This window comes from Burkholderia sp. HI2714 (assembly GCF_002223085.1).
Classification (GTDB): Bacteria; Pseudomonadota; Gammaproteobacteria; order Burkholderiales; family Burkholderiaceae; genus Burkholderia; species Burkholderia lata_D.
This window is the reverse complement of record NZ_NKFM01000027.1, coordinates 149,532-167,686: the sequence shown is the minus strand read 5'-3', so window position 1 is coordinate 167,686 and position 18,155 is coordinate 149,532. Positions and strand designations below refer to the sequence as shown.

Annotated in this window: 18 protein-coding genes; 11 read left to right on the top strand and 7 right to left on the bottom strand. The window is 68.6% G+C overall.

All coding sequences use genetic code 11. The features are described 5' to 3' along the window. Positions 1 to 17 precede the first annotated feature (17 nt). The 3 genes from CFB82_RS15420 to CFB82_RS15410 are packed head-to-tail and all read right to left on the bottom strand — an operon-like array spanning position 18 to position 2,991. Positions 18 to 1,463 (bottom strand): LutB/LldF family L-lactate oxidation iron-sulfur protein, encoded by a 1,446-nt coding sequence (locus CFB82_RS15420; RefSeq protein ID WP_089484577.1) that lies wholly within the window; start codon positions 1,461 to 1,463, stop codon positions 18 to 20. Then, positions 1,460 to 2,194, bottom strand: a complete 735-nt coding sequence (locus CFB82_RS15415) for a LutC/YkgG family protein (RefSeq protein WP_089484576.1) — start codon at positions 2,192 to 2,194, stop codon at positions 1,460 to 1,462. Before CFB82_RS15415 ends, CFB82_RS15420 begins: the two co-directional genes overlap by 4 nt. Continuing rightward, positions 2,191 to 2,991 (bottom strand): (Fe-S)-binding protein, encoded by an 801-nt coding sequence (locus CFB82_RS15410; RefSeq protein ID WP_089484575.1) that lies wholly within the window; start codon positions 2,989 to 2,991, stop codon positions 2,191 to 2,193. The genes CFB82_RS15415 and CFB82_RS15410 overlap by 4 nt, the downstream gene beginning before the upstream one ends. A 134-nt stretch (positions 2,992 to 3,125) precedes the next feature. Between CFB82_RS15410 and CFB82_RS15405 the strand changes: the two genes are divergently transcribed. From CFB82_RS15405 to CFB82_RS15385, 5 genes are all read left to right on the top strand, one after another. Further along, entirely contained in the window at positions 3,126 to 3,842 is a 717-nt protein-coding gene (locus CFB82_RS15405) for a FadR/GntR family transcriptional regulator (protein WP_069248848.1), read from the top strand. A gap of 225 nt (positions 3,843 to 4,067) precedes the next feature. Beyond that, a complete protein-coding gene (locus CFB82_RS15400; protein WP_089484574.1) occupies positions 4,068 to 5,690 on the top strand; it encodes a phospholipase D family protein in 1,623 nt (540 codons plus the stop codon). Positions 5,691 to 5,889: 199 nt separating this feature from the next. Further along, on the top strand, positions 5,890 to 6,663 hold the full coding sequence (locus CFB82_RS15395) for a class II aldolase/adducin family protein (RefSeq protein WP_006497398.1): 774 nt from the start codon (positions 5,890 to 5,892) through the stop codon (positions 6,661 to 6,663). 367 nt (positions 6,664 to 7,030) lie between these two features. Beyond that, entirely contained in the window at positions 7,031 to 7,465 is a 435-nt protein-coding gene (locus CFB82_RS15390) for a CHRD domain-containing protein (RefSeq protein WP_069248846.1), read from the top strand. Between the two features lie 89 nt (positions 7,466 to 7,554). Continuing rightward, positions 7,555 to 8,517, top strand: a complete 963-nt coding sequence (locus tag CFB82_RS15385; protein WP_089484573.1) for an alpha/beta hydrolase — start codon at positions 7,555 to 7,557, stop codon at positions 8,515 to 8,517. Here the strand turns inward: CFB82_RS15385 and CFB82_RS15380 are convergent. After that, complete coding sequence (locus CFB82_RS15380; RefSeq protein WP_089446396.1) at positions 8,487 to 9,329, bottom strand: EcsC family protein; 843 nt, start codon at positions 9,327 to 9,329, stop codon at positions 8,487 to 8,489. The two genes, CFB82_RS15385 and CFB82_RS15380, sit on opposite strands and share 31 nt — an antisense overlap. 108 nt (positions 9,330 to 9,437) lie before the next feature. On the opposite strand from CFB82_RS15380, the gene CFB82_RS15375 reads away from it, so the two are divergent. Next, on the top strand, positions 9,438 to 11,033 hold the full coding sequence (locus tag CFB82_RS15375; RefSeq protein ID WP_089484572.1) for an MDR family MFS transporter: 1,596 nt from the start codon (positions 9,438 to 9,440) through the stop codon (positions 11,031 to 11,033). Between the two features lie 26 nt (positions 11,034 to 11,059). Beyond that, the gene (locus tag CFB82_RS15370) at positions 11,060 to 11,506 is read left to right on the top strand and encodes a MarR family winged helix-turn-helix transcriptional regulator (protein ID WP_069248842.1); all 447 of its coding nucleotides are present in this window, start codon (positions 11,060 to 11,062) and stop codon (positions 11,504 to 11,506) included. Positions 11,507 to 11,575: 69 nt separating this feature from the next. Here the strand turns inward: CFB82_RS15370 and CFB82_RS15365 are convergent, their stop codons facing one another. Further along, a complete protein-coding gene (locus CFB82_RS15365) occupies positions 11,576 to 12,157 on the bottom strand; it encodes a DJ-1/PfpI family protein (RefSeq protein ID WP_021161332.1) in 582 nt (193 codons plus the stop codon). 166 nt (positions 12,158 to 12,323) lie between these two features. Next, a complete protein-coding gene (locus tag CFB82_RS15360) occupies positions 12,324 to 13,604 on the bottom strand; it encodes an amino acid deaminase (RefSeq protein WP_089446393.1) in 1,281 nt (426 codons plus the stop codon). Between the two features lie 133 nt (positions 13,605 to 13,737). Here CFB82_RS15360 and CFB82_RS15355 point away from each other — a divergent pair, with 133 nt between their 5' ends. The 4 genes from CFB82_RS15355 (at position 13,738) to CFB82_RS15340 (ending at position 17,218) form a co-directional block, all read left to right on the top strand. Next, positions 13,738 to 14,676: a MurR/RpiR family transcriptional regulator gene (locus CFB82_RS15355; protein ID WP_089484571.1), complete on the top strand. Its 939-nt coding sequence runs from the start codon at positions 13,738 to 13,740 to the stop codon at positions 14,674 to 14,676. 2 nt (positions 14,677 to 14,678) lie between these two features. Beyond that, positions 14,679 to 16,160: an N-acyl-D-amino-acid deacylase family protein gene (locus tag CFB82_RS15350; RefSeq protein ID WP_089484570.1), complete on the top strand. Its 1,482-nt coding sequence runs from the start codon at positions 14,679 to 14,681 to the stop codon at positions 16,158 to 16,160. Between the two features lie 75 nt (positions 16,161 to 16,235). Next, positions 16,236 to 16,622 carry a RidA family protein gene (locus CFB82_RS15345; protein WP_089484569.1) on the top strand — a complete coding sequence of 129 codons (387 nt, stop codon included), beginning with the start codon at positions 16,236 to 16,238 and terminating at the stop codon, positions 16,620 to 16,622. A 176-nt stretch (positions 16,623 to 16,798) separates the two neighbouring features. Next, on the top strand, positions 16,799 to 17,218 hold the full coding sequence (locus CFB82_RS15340; RefSeq protein WP_089484568.1) for a bleomycin resistance protein: 420 nt from the start codon (positions 16,799 to 16,801) through the stop codon (positions 17,216 to 17,218). A 110-nt stretch (positions 17,219 to 17,328) separates the two neighbouring features. Here CFB82_RS15340 and queF read toward each other — a convergent pair whose 3' ends face one another. Then, on the bottom strand, positions 17,329 to 18,153 hold the full coding sequence (gene queF, locus CFB82_RS15335; RefSeq protein ID WP_089484567.1) for an NADPH-dependent 7-cyano-7-deazaguanine reductase QueF: 825 nt from the start codon (positions 18,151 to 18,153) through the stop codon (positions 17,329 to 17,331). Positions 18,154 to 18,155: the final 2 nt, after the last annotated feature.

The window sequence follows — 18,155 nt, the reverse complement described above, 5'->3', positions numbered from 1 at the left end:
CTTGAGAAACGAAACGGCTATTCGGGCTGGCCGCGTGCGCGCAGCAAGTCGGACAGGCTGCGCGGCGCCGGTTCGAGCGGCGTGCGGTGCTGCGTCCAGCCCATCTGTTTTGCCGGCGTCAGCGCACGCAGCCGCGTCGCGGTCCAGCGGAACGCGCGGTACGCACGTGGATGCGCAAACGCACCCGACCAGAAGCGCCACACGAGGTCTTCCGCGCGGTTGTAGTTCGCGCCCTGGCCGCGCAGCGGATGCGCGACGGGTTCGTCGGGCTTGCGGTTCGCCTCGGTGCGCAGCCGCACGAGCAGCTGGGGGATCGGAATCCGCACCGGGCACACCTCGCCGCAGGCGCCGCACAGCGTCGATGCGGTCGGCAGGTCGGCCGTCGCGTCGAGGCCGAGCAGGTGCGGCGAGATGATCTTGCCGATCGGGCCCGGGTAGGTCGTGCCGTATGCGTGGCCGCCGATGCGCGTATAGACGGGGCAGTGGTTCATGCACGCGCCGCAGCGGATGCACTGCAGCGTCGCGCGCAGCTGCTCGTCCGCGTAGGCCTGCGTGCGCCCGTTGTCGAGCAGCACGAGATGCAGCTCGCGCGGACCGTCGCGTTCGCCGTCGCGGCGCGGGCCCGAGATCAGGTTGAAGTAGGTCGTGATCGCCTGGCCGGTGGCCGAGCGCGTGAGCAGGCTCGACAGCGGCACGATGTGCTCGAGTTTCTCGACGACCTTCTCGATCCCCATGATCGCGACGTGCGTGTCGGGTACCGTCGTCGACAGGCGGCCGTTGCCTTCGTTCTCGACCAGCCACAGCGTGCCCGTGTCGGCCGCCGCGAAGTTCACGCCGGACAGGCCGATGTCCGCCTCGGCGAACGCGCGGCGCAGCGCGCGCCGGCCGGTCTGGATCAGCTCGTCGACGTCCTCGGTGTAGCGCGTGCCGGGGATGTGCTCTTCGAACAGCTCGGCGATGTCGCCGCGCGTCTTGTGGATCGCGGGCATCACGATATGCGACGGCTTCTCGCCCGCGAGCTGCACGATGAATTCGCCCATGTCGGATTCGATGCAGTCGACGCCGTGCTCCGCGAGGGAGTGGTTCAGCTCGATTTCCTCGCTCGCCATCGACTTGCCCTTGATCACGCGGCGCGCCTTCTTCGCCTGCGCGATGCCGAGCACGATCGCGTTCGCATCGGCGGCCGTCTCGGCCCAGTGCACGTGCACGCCGGCTTCGGTGAGCTTCGTCTCCAGCCGTTCGAGCAACACGGGCAACTGCGCGAGCGCGTGTTGCCGCACCGCTTCGCCGAGGTCGCGCAGCTGCTGCAGCTCGGTGTCGTCGGGGAACTGCGTGGCGCGCTTGCCCTGCAGGAAGTCCATCGCGCCACGAAAGCTCTTGCGCAGCGCGGGATCGTCGAGCGCGGCATGCGCGCGGGTCTTGAAGTCGCCGGGGGCGACGAATTGCAGTGTGTGGTCGCTCATTGCGGGAAGTCCTCGCGGGCGGTGGCGGCCGGGCCGGCGGCTGCCGTATCGGTGACGATCACGACCCACAGGCGGCGCGGGCCGTGCGCACCATAGGCGAGCGTCTGCTGGATGTCGGAGGTCTTCGACGGGCCCGATACCAGCACGAGGTTGGTCGGCATGCCGGCCTGCCAGCGCTCCGCGTGTACTGCCGCGTGCAGGTCGGGATGCAGCGTGCTCGCGTGGACGAGCGCGACGTGCAGCGGCGGCACCAGCGACACCATGCGCGGTGTGCCGGCATCGGGTGCGAGCACGACGGTGCCGGTGGCCGCGATGCCCGAGCGCGCAACGGTGAAGCCCGCGTCGATCGTGTCGAACAGTTCGGTCTTCCACGCGTCGATCGGCCGGTCGAACGGCACCGGCGCGACCGTGTCGGGCAAAGCGCGGGCGAGCGCCGCGGATTCGGCGCGGGCCGGGTCGAGCAGCAGGCGGCGCACGCCGGCCTCGGCGAGCCGCGCGGCGAGCTGCGCGGGCCATTCGTCGCCGGTCGCGCACCAGACGTCTGCGTGCGACGCGGTGAGCGCGGCCTGCATCGTGAGGGCAAGCGTGTGCGGATCGTGTCCGGTTCCGGTCAGCGCGCGGCGCGTGTCGTAATGCGTATCGATGCGCGCGTCGAGCGCGGGGGCGGCCTCGGCGGCGACACCCGGAGCGGCGGCGCGCAGCCGCTGGAGGATTGCGTCGCGCGCGCTCATCGCTTGTCTCCGCGCAGCGATGCGGCGCCGGACGTGCGCCGCCACAGGAAGCTGGCGAGGTGTTCGACGGGCAGCGGCGCGCCGGATTGGTTGGCCGCGTGGCCGATGTTCAGCAGGCAGCCGCAGTCGGCGGACACGAGCCGGTCGCAGCCCGTCGCGCAGGCCGACGCGACCTTGTCGCGTACCATCGCGCCGGAGATGTCGGGATGCTTTAGCGAGAACGTGCCGCCGAAGCCGCAGCATTCGGATTCGCGTTCGTGTTCGATGCGCGTCACGCCCGGCAGCGCGTCGACGAGCGCGACGCCGTGCACGCGTGTGCCCATCTCGCGCCGCGCCGCGCACGACGTGTGCAGCACCACGCGCTCGTCGGCGCCGGCCGGCGCGGCGAGCGCATCGAGCCGCACGTCGAGCACGTGTACGAGGAATTCGGTGAGTTCGTAGGTCCGTTCCGCGATCGCGCGGGCCTTGGGGCCGTGGACGAGATCGTCGGCGAACAGCGCCGGCCAATGGTGCCGGATCATCCCGCCGCACGAGCCGGACGGCACGATCACGGGCCACGGTTCGGCGAACAGGTCGAGCTGCGCGGCCGCGACGCGGCGCGCCTCGTCGGGGTTGCCGCTGCTATAGGCCGGCTGCCCGCAGCAGCTCTGGCCGCGCGGATAGTGGACGGTCAGGCCTTCGCGTTCCAGCAGGCGGACCGCGTCGAGCCCGGCTTCGGGGACGAACAGGTCGACCAGGCAGGTCGCGAACAGATAGACGTGCACGGGGACGGCGGCGGGGTACTGCCTTGGATTCATGTCTCGCTCCAGAAGCGACGGCCCGGCATGCGGATGCGGGACGACGATTTCGCTGCATAATTCCCGCGACGGCGCCGCAGCTCAAATTGGTTGGGCCAATCGGCGCGGCGGGCATTTCGCAGGGAGACGCGACGATGGCAGCGATGACGGCACGGGGCCGGACCGAAGTGGTGATGCGCAAGATCGAGACGGCGCTGCTCGACGGCACCTGGCCGGCCGGCGCGCGCCTGCCGGCCGAGCGCGTGCTCGCGCAGGAATACGGCGTCGCACGCAATACGGTGCGCGAGGCGACCCAGCGGCTCGTCGCGCGCGGGCTGCTGCAGAGCCGGCGCGGCGCGGGCGTCTACGTGACGGACCAGTTGCGTGCCGGTATCGCGTCGCCGTGGGGCCAGCTGGTCGCCGATCACCCGGCGCTGCGCGACGACATCCTCGAGTTCCGCCGCGTGCTCGAAGGCGCCACCGCGTATTTCGCCGCGCTGCGCGCCGATGCGAACGACCGGCGCCGGATCCGTGCGCTGCTGCGCGAGCTCGAAACCGCGCACGCGAACGGCGCAGCGGCAGTCGAAGCCGCGACCGACGCGAAGCTGCACGAGGCGATTGCGCTCGCGTCGCACAACACGATGTTCCTGCACCTGCATACGAGCGTGATCGGGATGCTGCGCGAGCACATCTCGATCAACGTGGCGGGCATGACGACGCACGACGAGCAGGCGTCCGAGCTGCTGTTGCTGCAGCACCGCGTCGTGTGCGACGCGATCTGCGCGCAACGGCCCGAGGAGGCGCGCACCGCGATGCAGACGCATATCGACTATGTGCGCAGCCATTTCGAGCGCAGTGGCGATGGCGCCTGAGATTGGTTGGACCACCTTGGCGCGTGGCCCATCCCGCGGCCGCTTCCGGCGCGGCGGGGCATCGATGCCCGGCAGTCGGCGGCACGCCGGCGGTTCGAAGCGGCCGGCGCCGCCCCGCGCGATTGACCGGTTCATCGGGCGCCCACTAGAATCGGCCGGAACCGCGCGCCAGCCGCGCGCCGCGGCGCATGCGGGCCTTTTGTTCCGCCAGTCGAGGAAGTTTCCGTGTTCACCTCTTTGATCCGGCGCGCACCGGCCGCGCTGTCGTGGCGCGCCGCATGCCGCCAGGCCCGCGCGCTGGTCGTCTGCGCGCTGCTGCCGCTCGCCGCGTGCGCGACGCATCCGCCCGCCACCTCGCTCGATCGCCCCGTCTCCCACGCGTTGTCGGCCGATACCGCGACACCGTTGCGCGATGCGCTAGCCGCGCCGGAAGCCGCGCATCCGGGGCAGTCGGGCTTCCGGCTGCTGGCCGATGGCGCCACCGCGCTGCAGATGCGCATCGCGCTCGCGCGGGCGGCGACGAAGACGCTCGACATGCAGTACTACATCGCGACCGAGGACACGACCGGCAAGCTGCTGCTCGCCGCGGCGCTGTACGCGGCCGATCGCGGCGTGCGCGTGCGGATGCTGGTCGACGACCTGAACTTCCACGATATCGACCGCGTGATGGCCGCGCTCAACACGCACCAGAACATCGAGATCCGCGTGTTCAACCCGTTCGGCGCATCGCAGCGCGGCATGGTCGAGCGCACGGCCAACTTCTTCACGCGGATCGACAGCTTCACGCGCCGGATGCACAACAAGGCGATGATCGCGGACAACCAGCTCGCGATCGTCGGCGGCCGCAATCTCGGCGACGAATACTTCAGTGCGAGCCCGACACTGCAGTTCCGCGATCTCGACGTGCTGGCGGCCGGCCCCGTGACGAGCGACATCTCGAAGAGCTTCGACGAATACTGGGCGAGCGCGAGCAGCTACCCGCTGCGCGTGCTGAATCAGCAGACGTTCGATCCGAAGGATCTCGACACGATGCGCGACGAGCTGCGCGATCACTGGCGCAAGAACGCCGATCCGTACAACGCGAAGCCGCTGAACGCGACGCCGCTTGCCCGGCAGATCGCGCGCGACGAACTCGAACTCGTATGGGCGCCGGCCGAATTCAAGGTCGATGCGCCGACCAAGATCGCGCGGCCGACCGACACGTACGTGAGCCCGCCGATGCAGCGCCTGGCCGAGCTGATGCGCGGCGCACAGAAGGAATTCCTCGCGTTTTCGCCGTACTTCGTGCCGCACGACGCCGGCGTGAAGATCCTAGGGGATACGGCCGCGCGCGGCGTGCGCGTCGCGATCGTGACGAACTCGCTCGCGGCGACCGACGCGGTCGCGGTGCAGGCCGGCTATGCGCCGTATCGCGTGCCGTTGCTGCAGCGCGGCGTCGAGCTGTACGAATTCAAGTCGCAGCCGGACCAGCAGCCCGCGCGACTGTTCGGTTCGCGCTCGCGCGCGAGCCTGCATGCGAAGGCGTACGTGATCGACCGGCAAATCCTCGTGATCGGCTCGCTGAACCTCGACCCGCGCTCCGCGCACCTGAACACCGAGCTCGCGCTCGTGATCCACAGCCCGGTGCTCGCGCAGCAGGCCGCGGCGATCTTCGCGCGTGTGACGCAGCCGGACGAAAGCTACCGCGTCACGCTCGCGAAGCGGACCGACGGCAGCCCGCCCGCGCTCGAATGGACGGGCACCGAAGGCGGTCAGGCCGCCACCTATCACGTCGACCCGCATGCGGGGCTGCTGCGCAACGTGATGACGGGCATCTTCACGCTGCTGCCGGTCGACGACCAGTTGTAAGGGCGGCAACGGCCCCGGCAAAACCCGCGATACCGGTGCGCAGGGAAAGATGATAAGGTTGTGCGCGCAACGATATATGAATCGTGAAGGGCGCCGCCGGGCCGCTCGCACAATGCGGGTCGGAACGGCGCCGGCAGACGATGGACGATGCGCACCGCCGCTCGCCGTGGCCGCGCGCCGTCGCAACCGGAGTTCCCCCATGCAACGTGTCCCGAACCAGCCGTTCACGCGCCCCGCGCGCTTCTCCGAAGCCGAATGGCAGGCGCGCGTGCAGCTCGCGGCCGCTTACCGCATCTTCGATCATCTCGGCTGGACCGAGCTGATCTACAACCATATCTCGCTGCGCGTGCCAGGCGAGGACGGTCATTTCCTGATCAATCCGTTCGGGCTCCATTACCGCGAGGTGTGCGCGTCGAACCTCGTGAAGATCGACATCGACGGCAACGTGATCGGTCATTCCGACTGGCCGATCAACCCGGCCGGCTTCACGTTCCACAGCGCGATCCATGCGGCGCTGCCCGATGCGCACTGCGTGATGCACGTGCATACGACGCCGACGATGGCCGTGTGCTGTTCGCGCGACGGGCTGTCGTTCTCCAATTTCTATTCGGCGCAGCTGTACGGGAAGATCGCGTATCACGACTTCGAGGGCATCACCGTGCATCTCGAAGAGGGGCGGCGCATCGTCGAAAGTGCAGGCGGGCGGCCGGTGCTGCTGTTGCGCAACCATGGGCCCGTGACGATCGGCGCAACGCTTGCGCAGACGTTCTCGCTGATGTGGCTGCTCAATCGTGCATGTGAGGTGCAGGTCGCCACGCATGCGATCGGCGACGCGCTGCCGATCGCGCCGCCGGTGCTCGAAGGGTGCGTGCGCGATTCGCTGAATTTCGATCCGAAGCATGGCGCGGGGCAGGACGCGTTCGACGCGCTGCAGCGGATCGTCGATCGCATCGATCCGGGCTATCGCGCGTGACGTGAAGCGGGGCTGTCGCTTCGTCATGCCTGATACGGCATGAACTGGATCCGACGGCGGCGTGCGCAAAAAAAACGCGGCCGGGCGGCCGCGTGAATACTCGCAGACTCCTTCGGACGAAGGAAACAAGCAACTGTGAGACGAAGTGTAGCGAAAGGCCGCGCGCCGATTCAGTCATCCGGCTGCAAAGGTCCATTCCAGGTTGATGCAGACTGATGCGTCGTGCGCCGCGCGAGCGGGCCGGCCGGGCGCGGTGCGGCGATTCGCTGCATGGCCGTTCGGTGGACTCCCGGACCGGCGGCGATCGACTACCATCCTATCTGGCGCCCCCGCTCGGGCGGCGTACAACGTCGTACAAGGAGAGTCCATGCTCAAGCTGCGTTTGCTCCAGGTCGCGTTACTCGCGGGCGTGCTGGCCGCCGGCAGCGCCGCCGCCGAAACGGTGCGCCTGTCCGCCAATCTCCAGCCGTCGAGTGAAGTGCCGCCCACGGCGACCAAGGGCTCGGGCGACGTCGAGGCCACCTACGACACGGCCACGCATATGCTGCAGTGGAAGGTCTCTTACGAACACCTCACGGGGCCGGCCACCGCCGCGCACTTCCACGGGCCGGCGCCGGTCGGCCAGAACGCGGGCGTGCAGGTGCCGATTCCGAAGGAGGAACTGGCGAGCCCGATCAAGGGCTCGAAGGAACTCACCGACGCGCAGGTCACCGACCTGATGGGCGGCAAGTGGTACTTCAACGTCCACACGAAGGAACACCCGGCCGGCGAGATCCGCGGCCAGGTGATGCCGGCGAACTGAGCGCCGGCGTTTGATGTAGAGGCACCTGTCGAGCGGTGCGGGAGCGATCGCACGTACCATCGTCACACTGTGATTACGGAGTGCGTCCGATGAGTTGGCAAAGCAAGTTCGCCTGCTGGCTGCTGCGCTGGCAGTTCCGGCCCGAGACCACGCGCGAGGTGCTCGATCCCGCCCGCGCACGGCGCTTTACCGACTTGCGGATGGTCGTGCCGCGCCGTGCGCCGTCGGGCTACCGGCTGCGCCAGTGCTATGGCCCGGGCGACGCGCCGCTGCGCGGCGAGTGGCTCGAACGCACCGACTCGGTTGCGGGCCGCGGGCCTGGCCGCACGCTGCTGTACTTCCACGGCGGCGGCTACTACTTCTGTTCGACGAAGACCCACCGTCCGCTCGTGTTCGGCCTGACGAAGCGCGCGGGCGTGCGCGCGTTCTCGCTCGACTACCGGCTGGCGCCCGAGAACCGCTTCCCGGCCGCGCTCGACGATGCGCTGGCCGCGTACCGGCAACTGCTGGCGCTCGGCACACCGCCCGAGTCGATCGTGCTCGGCGGCGATTCGGCGGGCGGCGGCGTCGCGCTCGCGACGCTCGTCGCGCTGCGCGACCGCGGCGAGCCGCTGCCGGCCGGCGCGATCCTGTTCTCGCCGTGGACCGACCTGGCCGCCACCGGCGCGACGCTGCGCACGAACGACGGCGCCGATCCGATGTTCGCGGGCGCGGCGCTGCCGAAGGCCGCGAAGCTGTACCTCGGTGACGAGCCGGGCACGAATCCGTACGCATCGCCGCTCTATGCGGATTTCGCGGGCTTGCCGCCGCTGTATATCCAGGTCGGCAGCACCGAGGTGCTGCTCGACGATTCGCGCCGCGTCGCCGAGAAGGCAAAGGCGGCCGGGGTCGCGGTGGAGATCGAGGTGTGGCCGGACATGCCGCACGTGTGGCAGCTGTACGCGCCGATGGTGCCGGAAGCGCGTGACGCGCTCGACCGCGCGGCCGCGTTCCTGCGCCGCGTCGCGGTCGAACGCGCGGTTCAGCGCGCCGGCGAGGCGTCGATCGCCTGATAGGCGGCCTTGACGGCCACCGAGCCGTACTTGCGCTCGAGCCGGCGCACGGTGAAGTGGCCGTGCGCCATCTGCTGGAAGTGGTCGATGAACAGCGTATTGACGGTCGCGCCGAGCACGGCGCCGATCGCCGGAATCGACTTCGCGGCCATCTGCTCGGTCACCTGCACCGAGAAGCGCGACGCCACCGTCTGCACGAGCTTGAACACGGCCGCCGAGCTGTGCGCGGCGATACCCTTCGTCGTGATGTCCGACGAGGCCTTCGAGATCGCCTGCGCGAGCGCGCCGCGCAGCACGAAATAGCCGAGATCGGCGTCCTCTTCCTGCTTGTCCGGGTTGCCGCCCATGCCGAGCACGGCCAGGCATTGCAGCTGCGTATCGACCGAGCCCAGGTCTTCACCCTCGCTGCGCGCGATGTCGCACACCGAGCGGAAGATCAGCGTCGTCGTCACCGGCAGCTCGACCGGCAGCGCGAGAAAGCCGAACGCGCCGCCCGCCGCGCCGGTCGTCGCAACCGCGAGCTTGTGCAGCAGGTTGCTCGGCTTGTCGGGTTCGGCGTCCGGCCCGGGCGGCTTGCCGAGCGTGCGCAGCGCGATGTTCAGGCACTTGCGCAGCGCGAGCTGCGTCGCGTCGTTGATCTTGCCGGTCGCGAAATCCGGCAGCCGGGCGATCATTTTCTCGACCGGCGCGCCGAGCATGCCCGTCAGCTTCATCGTCAGCGACGGGCTTTCCAGCACCTGCTTCGCGCGCCACAGCGCGTCCCGATCCTCCTGAGACAGCGGGGTCGCGGGGGTGATTGAAATCGGTTCCATCTTTCTCCTTGGCGGTCTGGTTCGGTTTGACCGTCGCCGGCCTAGATTACTCCGGCATGCTAGAATTTTGAGATTGTTTGACTCGTCAAAAGTTGCGCCAACAAAAAAATGGCCGTCCATACTGCCGCCCACCATTCGAGCGGGCAAGTCCTGCCGTTCCGTGAATCGCTGCTGGCGATGATCGGGATCTCATTTGTCACCATGCTGGTCGCGCTCGACCAGACCGTCGTCGGCACCGCGTTGCCGACCATCGTCGCCGAGCTTCGCGGTTTCGACCTGTACGCGTGGGTTGCGACCTCGTACCTGCTCAGTTCCGTGATCACGGTGCCGATCTTCGGCCGGCTCGGCGACTATTACGGCCGCAAGCCGTTCGTCATCGCGTCGATCGTCGTGTTCACCGGCGCGTCCGTGCTGTGCGGGATGGCGAACGACATGCTGATGCTCGTGCTCGCGCGCGGGCTGCAGGGGATCGGCGGCGGGATGCTGGTCGGCACCGCGTTCGCGTGCATTCCCGACCTGTTTCCCGATTCCGTCGTGCGGCTGCGCTGGCAGGTGCTGATGAGCTCCGCGTTCGGCATCGCGAACGCGGTCGGCCCGTCGCTCGGCGGCGTGCTGACCCAGTCGTTCGGCTGGCGTTCGGTGTTCTACGTGAACCTGCCGGTCGGCCTGCTGTCGCTGCTGTTCGTGTGGCGCTACCTGCCGCACCTGCGCCACGTCGAGCACGATCGCAAGATGCGGCTCGACTGGCCGGGCGCGCTGCTGATCGCGCTGTCGCTCGGCGCGCTGCAGCTGTTCGTCGAATGGCTGCCGAAGTACGGCGTCGCGAGCTGGGCGTCGCTGCTGCTCGTCGTCGCGGTCGCGGCCGGTTTCGGCCTGTGGCGCTGGGAGAAGGGTTGCGCGCAGCCGATCTTGCCGTTCGACATGTTCGGCAACCGCGCGCTGTCGGCGCTCTTCGTGCTGGCGATCCTCGCCGGCTTCTCGATGTTCTCGCTGCTGTTCTACGCGCCGCTGCTGTTCCAGGGCGGGTTCGGGATGTCGCCGAAGGAGGCGGGGCTCGTGATCACGCCGCTCGTCGTGTTCATCACGATCGGCAGCATCATGAACGGCCGGGTCGTCACGCGTATCCGCAACCCGAACGCGATGCTGCACGTCGGCTTCGTGCTGTTCGCGATCACCTGCGCGGGCATCGTCGTGTCGACGCATACGACGCCGAAGTGGGTGCTGATGGCGCTGATGGTCGCGGGCGGCATCGGGCTCGGCTTCGTGCTGCCGAACCTCACCGTGTTCGCGCAGCAGACGGCCGGCCGCGAGCACCTCGGCATCGCGACCGCGCTGCTGCAGTCGCTGCGGATGGTCGGCGGGATGATCGGCACCGCGCTGACCGGCACGCTCGTCAACCAGATGTATTCGGGCGGCGTGCGCGAGGCGCTGTCGGCCGACCACGCGATGCAGTGGCATGCGCAGCTCGCCGATCCGCAGATCCTGATCGATCGCGCCGCGCAGGGCGGCCTGGTCGCGGAGCTGACGCGTGCCGGGCATAATGGCGCGCTGCTGCTCGAAGCGGCCCGCGAATCGCTCGTCAGCGCGATTCACCTGGGCGTCGCGATGGCAGCCGTCATCGCCGTGGTGTCGGTGTGGCAGTGCCGCCGCGTGCCGCCGATCGCGCTGCGGCGCAAGATCGAACCGCATGTCGCGGCCGACTGAACGATTGAACGAGTAGAACTGAGCGCATGGAAGAACAGGACCGCGTCGCGATCTTGCAGCAATTCGGACGCACGTATCGCGCGTTCATGACCGCGTTCGAGGCGCAGGTCGGGCAGCCGATGCCGCGCTGGCGCATCATGGTCGCGTTGCACACGATGGGCGGGCATGCGTCGCAGAAGAAGCTCGTCGAAGTGCTGCGCGTCGATCCGGGCGCGCTCACGCGCCAGTTGAAGTCGCTCGACGCGCTCGGCTGGATCCAGCGTGAATCCGACGCACGCGACAATCGCGTGACCAACGTGACGCTGACGGACGACGGCCGCGCCGCATTCGACGCATGCCTGCCGCGCCGCAAGGCGTTTCTGGATCAGACGATGGCGCAACTGCCGGACGACGTGCTGAATGCACTGTCGGCCGCGCTGGCGATGCTGGAGTCGCGGATCGCGGACGTCGGCTCGACGCCGGCCGCGCGCTGAAGCGCAGGGCAGGGCGGCGCGAACTCGCCGCCGGCCCGGCCCTTCATCTCATCTCAATTCACTTCAGGTTCAAAGCTCGATGCGCGTGCCCAGCAGCGCGAGGAACTGCGCGAGCCAGGCCGGATGCGCGGGCCACGCGGGCGCGGTGACGAACGGCGCGTCGGTCACGGCCGCGTCGACCGGGATGTCCGCGTATTCGCCGCCCGCGAGCTTCACTTCGGGCGCGCACGCCGGGTAGGCCGAGATGCGCTTGCCGCGGATCACGTCGGCCGCCGCGAGCAGTTGCGCCGCGTGGCAGATCGCGGCGATCGGCTTGCCGGCTTCGGCAAACTCGCGCACGAGCGAGATCACCTTCGGATCGAGTCGCAGGTATTCGGGCGCGCGGCCGCCCGCGATCGCGAGCGCGTCGTAGCGCGATGCGTCGACGTCGTCGAACGCCGCGTTCAGCGTGAACTGGTGGCCGGGCTTCTCGGTGTAGGTCTGGTCGCCCTCGAAATCATGGATCGCAGTCTTGATCTTGTCGCCCGCGCGCTTGCCCGGGCAGACTGCATCGACGTGGTGGCCGACGGCCTGCAGCGCCTGGAACGGCACCATCGTTTCGTAGTCTTCGGCGAAATCGCCGGTCAGGAACAGGATCTTCTTCGCGGCCATGGCTTTCTCCAGTGGAGCTGCGTTGAGGGCCCGCGCGACAGGCAAGTGCAACGCCCGCCTGGGGCCCCGAGGACGAAAGCGCAGTGTACTCCGGCCGCTTGAAGCGCGCGTGACGGCCGCCCCGCGCGAGCGGCGGGGCGGTTGTGCACGATGTGCGCGACGGGCGTCAGAAGAAGGTTTCGACGACTTCCGTCACATTGAACTGCGGATCGAGCACGAGCACCTGGCGCCACTTGTCGAACGTCAGGCACGGGTGCGAGATGTCGAACGCGACCATGTCACCCACTTTCACGTCCGCGCCCGGCGGGATCTGCAGGTACGCGTGCTGGTCCATCATCCCGGTGACGGCCCAGCCTTCGGCGGCGGCGACGTCGCGCGGCGCGGTGTCGCGGCCCGGGCGGAAGTGGCGCGCCGGCTCGGGCAGCCCCGCGTCGAACGCCGCGTCGCGCTTGCCGAGCGCGACGATCGCGCGATCCGCCTCCGGCACCGACTGCACGTAGGCCCACAGCTGCAGCGCGGGCAGCAGCCCTTCGCCCATCGTGCGTGCGATCGGGTTGCGCGCGAACACGTCGGTCTGCGCCTTCTTGTAGATGCCGACATCGTGCGTCAGGTAGCAGCCCGGACGCAGCACGACTTCCGCGAAGCCGGCGTTCGACGCCTTCGCGAATTCCTCCGCGACCACGTCGTACCACGCCGAACCGGCGCCGGACAGGATCGCCGGCGTACGCGCGAAGCGGCCTGCTTCGGCCAGCTCGCGCGTGAGCGCGACCGCTTCCTGCAGGAACGTGCGGATCTCGCCTTCCTCCTTCAGCACGCCTTCGTAGAGTTCGATACCGGCCAGCTTCAGCGTGTCCGGATAGCGCGCGATCGCGGCGAGCACGGCCTCGCGTTGCGCGGCATCGCGCACGCCCGCGCGGCCGCCCGGCACGCCGAGTTCGAGCAGCACGTTCAGCGGCTTCTTCAGCGCACCGAAGAAGCGGCCGAGCTGGTCGACGCTTTCCGCCGAATCGACGAGACAGAAGAATTCGAAGTCGGGATCGGACAGCAGCCCGGCGATGATCGTCATGTTCTGGCGGCCGACCAGCTGGTTCGCGAGCAGCACGCGCCGCACGCCGCCGTGATACGCGGCCTGCGTCTGGTGCGCGGTCGCGAGCGTGATGCCCCACGCGCCGGCGTCGAGCTGGCGGCGGAACAGTTGCGGCGCCATCGTCGTCTTGCCGTGCGGCGCAAACTTGACGCCGTACTTCTGGACGAAGGCCTGCATCCAGTTCAGGTTGTGTTCGATGCGGTCCTCGTAAAGCACGGCGGCCGGCAGGCTGACGTCTTCCGCAAGCAGGTTCCACTCGAGGCGGCCTGCGTCGCCGAGCGGCACGCTCGCGCTCGGCAGATTGCCGAGGCCCTTGCCGAACGGATCAATCGTCGCTTCCTGATAGTTTGTAACTTTCATGTCATCCCGCTCCATCATCACTATGCATTGCATTGAAGTTGACACGCCGATGGTACAGAAAGTAGCATCGGCGCGGTGATGTTATTTAGTAACATCGAGCTTCGCACCCTCGAGCTTCGCCCCCTTTTTGCAGATGAATACGCCCGCCACCCCGTCCGCCCCGCTCGCAGCCGAGCTTCATCCGGCGCAGGCCGTTCAGCCGGTGCTCGACATCGTCGCGCGGATCGCCGAATGTGCGCCCGAGCTGCGCGAAGCCGAGCGCAAGGTCGCGGCCTTCATCCTCGCCGACCTGGCGCGCGCCGCGCATGCCAGCATCGGCGCGCTTGCACGCGACGCGGAGGTCAGCGTCGCGACGGTCACGCGTTTCGCGAAAGCGGTCGGCTGCCGCGACGTGCGCGAACTGAAGGTGCTCGTCGCGCAGGCGGCGGCCGTCGGCCAGCGCTTTCTGGTGCCGTCCGACGACGCGCCGGCCGATGACACGAGCCCCGCGTCGATGGTCTACGACGAGATCCGCGTCGCGCTCGCGCACAACCATCAGTTGCTGCGCAATACGTCGTTCGAGGCAGCCGCCGACCTGCTCGCCGCCGCGAAGATGACCTACGTGTACGGGCAGGGTGGCGGCTCGACCGCGCTCGCCGACGAGCTGCGCTTCCGGCTGGTGCGCTTCGGCCGGCCGGTCGCGAGCTACCAGGACAGCGTGCTGCAGCGGATGGTGGCCGCGACGCTGTCGCGCGACACCGTCGTCGTCGCGCTGTCGGTGAGCGGCCGCGTGCCCGAGCTGCTCGAGAGCTGCCGGCTCGCGAAGCGCTACGGCGCGAAGCTGATCGCGATCACCGCGCCGGCGTCGCCGCTCGCGAAGCTGGCCGACCACCTGATCCCGGTCGTCGCGTTCGAAACCGATTTCATTTACAAGCCGTCGACATCGCGCTACGCGATGATGATGGCGATCGACGTGCTCGTCACCGGAGTCGCATTGCGGCTCGGCGATGCGGGCCGAGAATCGCTGCGTCGCATCAAGCACGCGCTCGATGCGCATCGCGGCGGCGGAGACCGTCAACCGGTAGGAGACTGACCATGCATTCGCATCCCGAAGCCGCCGATACGCTGATCGTCGGCGCGCAGCTTTACGACGGTACCGGCGCGCCGCCCGTCACGCGCGACGTCGCGATCCGCAACGGCCTGATCGCGGCGATCGGCAACCTGTCGAACTGGCTTGCCGAGAACGTCATCGATGCGAACGGCCGCGCGCTCGCGCCGGGCTTCGTCGACGTGCACACGCACGACGACACGCACGTGATCCGCGCACCGGAGATGATCCCGAAGATCTCGCAGGGCGTGACGACCGTGATCGTCGGCAACTGCGGGATCAGCGCGTCGCCGGTGACGCTCGCGGGCGATCCGCCCGATCCGATGAACCTGCTCGGCGAGCGCGGTGCGTTCCAGTACCCGACCTTCGCCGACTACGTCGCGGCCGTGAACGGCGCGCGTCCGGCCGTGAACGTCGCGGCGCTCGTCGGCCACACGGCGCTGCGCAACAACCAGATGGACCGCCTCGACCGCGCGGCGACCGACGGCGAGATCGCCGGCATGCGCGCGCAACTCGAGGAGGCGCTCGCGAACGGCGCGCTCGGCCTGTCGTCGGGTCTCGCATACGGCTCCGCGTTCGCGGCGCCGGCCGAGGAAGTGATGGCGCTCGCCGAGCCGCTCGCACATGCGGGCGCGCTGTACACCACGCACATGCGCACCGAGTTCGACGCGATCCTCGATGCGATGGAAGAGGCGTACCAGGTGGGCCGCCATGCACGCGTGCCGGTCGTGATTTCGCACCTGAAGTGCGCGGGCCCGTCGAACTGGGGGCGCAGCACCGAAGTGCTCGCGTCGCTCGAGGGCGCGCGCCGCTACCAGCCGGTCGGCTGCGACTGCTATCCGTACAGCCGCAGCTCGTCGACGCTCGACCTGAAGCAGGTGACGGGCGACATCGACATCACGATCACGTGGTCCGAGCCGCACCCGGAAGTGGCGGGCAAGCTGCTGAAGGCGATCGCGGCCGAGTGGGGCGTGACCGAGCAGGAGGCCGCGCAGCGCATCCGCCCGGCGGGCGCCGTGTACCACAACATGTCCGAGGACGACGTGCGCCGGATCCTGTCGCATCCCGCGACGATGGTCGGCTCCGACGGCCTGCCGAACGATCCGCTGCCGCACCCGCGGCTGTGGGGCGCGTTCCCGCGCGTGCTCGGCCACTACGTGCGCGACACGAACCTGCTGCCGCTCGAAGAGGCGATCCGCAAGATGACGTCGCTGTCCGCGCGCCGCTACGGGATCGCACGGCGCGGCGAGGTGCACGTGGGCTACCACGCGGATCTCGTGTTGTTCGATCCGGCGAGCGTGATCGATGCCGCGACGTTCGAGAAGCCGCAGCAGCCCGCGCACGGGATCGATGCCGTGTGGGTGAACGGCGTGCTCACTTATGAAAACGGCCAGCCGACCGGCGAGCGCGCCGGCGGCTTCGTCGCCCGCGGCGAGCGCATGCCGGCGAGTGCCGACGCCGCGTTCTGAACGCGGTGGTTGTCCGATCTGCCGCGCGCGCCGTCGTCGGTGCGCGCATCCGTAACCGAAACAAGGAGTGAAACGATGAAGCGATATGGCGTAGGCGAAGCGAAGGGCGCGGGCGGCCAGGTGATGCCGTTCGCACGCGCGGTCGAAGCCGACGGCTGGCTGTACGTGTCGGGCCAGACGCCGATGGTGAACGGCGAGGTCGTCGAAGGCGGCATCGTCACGCAGTCGAAGCAGACGATCGAGAACGTGATCGCGATCCTGAAGGAAGCCGGCTACGGCCTCGAGCACGTCGTGCGCTGCGGCGTGTGGCTCGACGACGCGCGCGATTTCGCGTCGTTCAACAAGGTGTTCATTTCGTACTTCGGTGAGCATCCGCCGGCACGCGCGTGCGTGCAGTCGAGCATGGTCATCGACTGCAAGGTCGAGGTCGACTGCATCGCGTACAAGGCGCCGGCGAAGTAACGCCGCCACGGCGAGCCGCTACGCAACGGGCCCGGTGCATTCACGTGCGCCGGGCCCGTTTTTTCATGTGCGGGGTACGGGTCGACCGGTGGGGCTGTGTTCCCGAGGCCGCAACCGTCGCAACGCATCCCGTCCGTTCATGTAAGGTGCCGCATGACCATACGGGGAGGATGTGCATGGAATGGGCCGCGCTGGTGCCGGAGCTGATTTGCTCGGACCTTGCCGGAAGCATTCGCTTCTATCGCGACGTGCTCGGATTCCGGATTCGCTTCGAGCGTCCGGAAGACGGGTTCGCCTATCTCGAGATCGGGGGCGCTCAGCTGATGCTCGAGCAGCACAGCCCGGAGGGCTGGTTGACCGGCCCGCTGGAACCGCCGTTCGGGCGCGGGATCAATTTTCAGATCGAGGTCGAGGCGCTCGATCCGATCCTCGACAGGATTCGCGCCGCGGGCGTGACGCTGTTCGTCGAGCCGCGCACGTCCTGGTATCGGGAGGGCGAGATCGAGCATGGCCAGGTCGAGATGCTGGTGCAGGATCCCGACGGCTATCTGTTGCGTTTGGTGGAGCTTCTTCCGGAGCGGCCGGTGAAAGGTTGACCGTGGGCCGGCCGCGTTTCTCCGCGCAATGAAAAACGGCCCGGTCGGGCCGTTTTATCAGGGGGTACCGCCGCGCGTTGCCAACTGCGAACCGCGGCCCCCCGCCGCCGTCACTGCCGCGCGTTGCGCGCGTTGTCCGGCATCGGCTGGTTGTAGTTGGTGCGGAACGGGTTGATGTCGAGCCCGCCACGACGCGTATAGCGTGCGTACACCGCGAGCTTCACCGGTTTGCACGCGTGCAGGATGTCGAGGAAGATCCGCTCGACGCACTGCTCGTGAAAGCCCGTGTGATTGCGGAACGAGATGATGTAGCGCAGCAGGCCCGCGTGATCGATCTGCGGCCCGACGTAGTGGATCTGCACGCTGCCCCAGTCGGGCTGGCCGGTGACCGGGCAGTTCGAGCGCAGCAGGTCGGACACGAGCGTCTCCTCGACCGGCGCTTCGTCTTCAGCGGCCGACAGCAGCGACGGATCGGGTTCGTACACGTCGGTGTCGAGGTCGAGCCGGTCGAGCGACAGCCCGTCGAGCTCGTCCATCTCGAGCTTGCCGAAATCGTGCGGCGACACGAGCTGCACGGACACGGTCGCGCCGCACGCGGCCGACACGTCGCGCTTCAGCGCGTCGCGCACCGCGTCGACCGAATCGAACTTCGTCTGCGCGAACGAGCCGAGATACAGCTTGAACGACTTCGATTCGACGATGTTCGGCGATTCGGCCGGCACGTAGAACGTCGCGACCGCGATCTGCGGCTTGCCGCGCGCGTTGAGCCACGACAGTTCGTACGCGTTCCAGATGTCGGTGCCGAAGAACGGCAGCGCCGACGTGATGCCGAGCTGCTCGCGCGCGCCGGCGCGCGGGATCGGGAACAGCAGCGACGCGTCGTACTGGGCGGCGTAGACGGTGGCCTTGCCGAGCGGGGAATGTTCGGGATTCATGC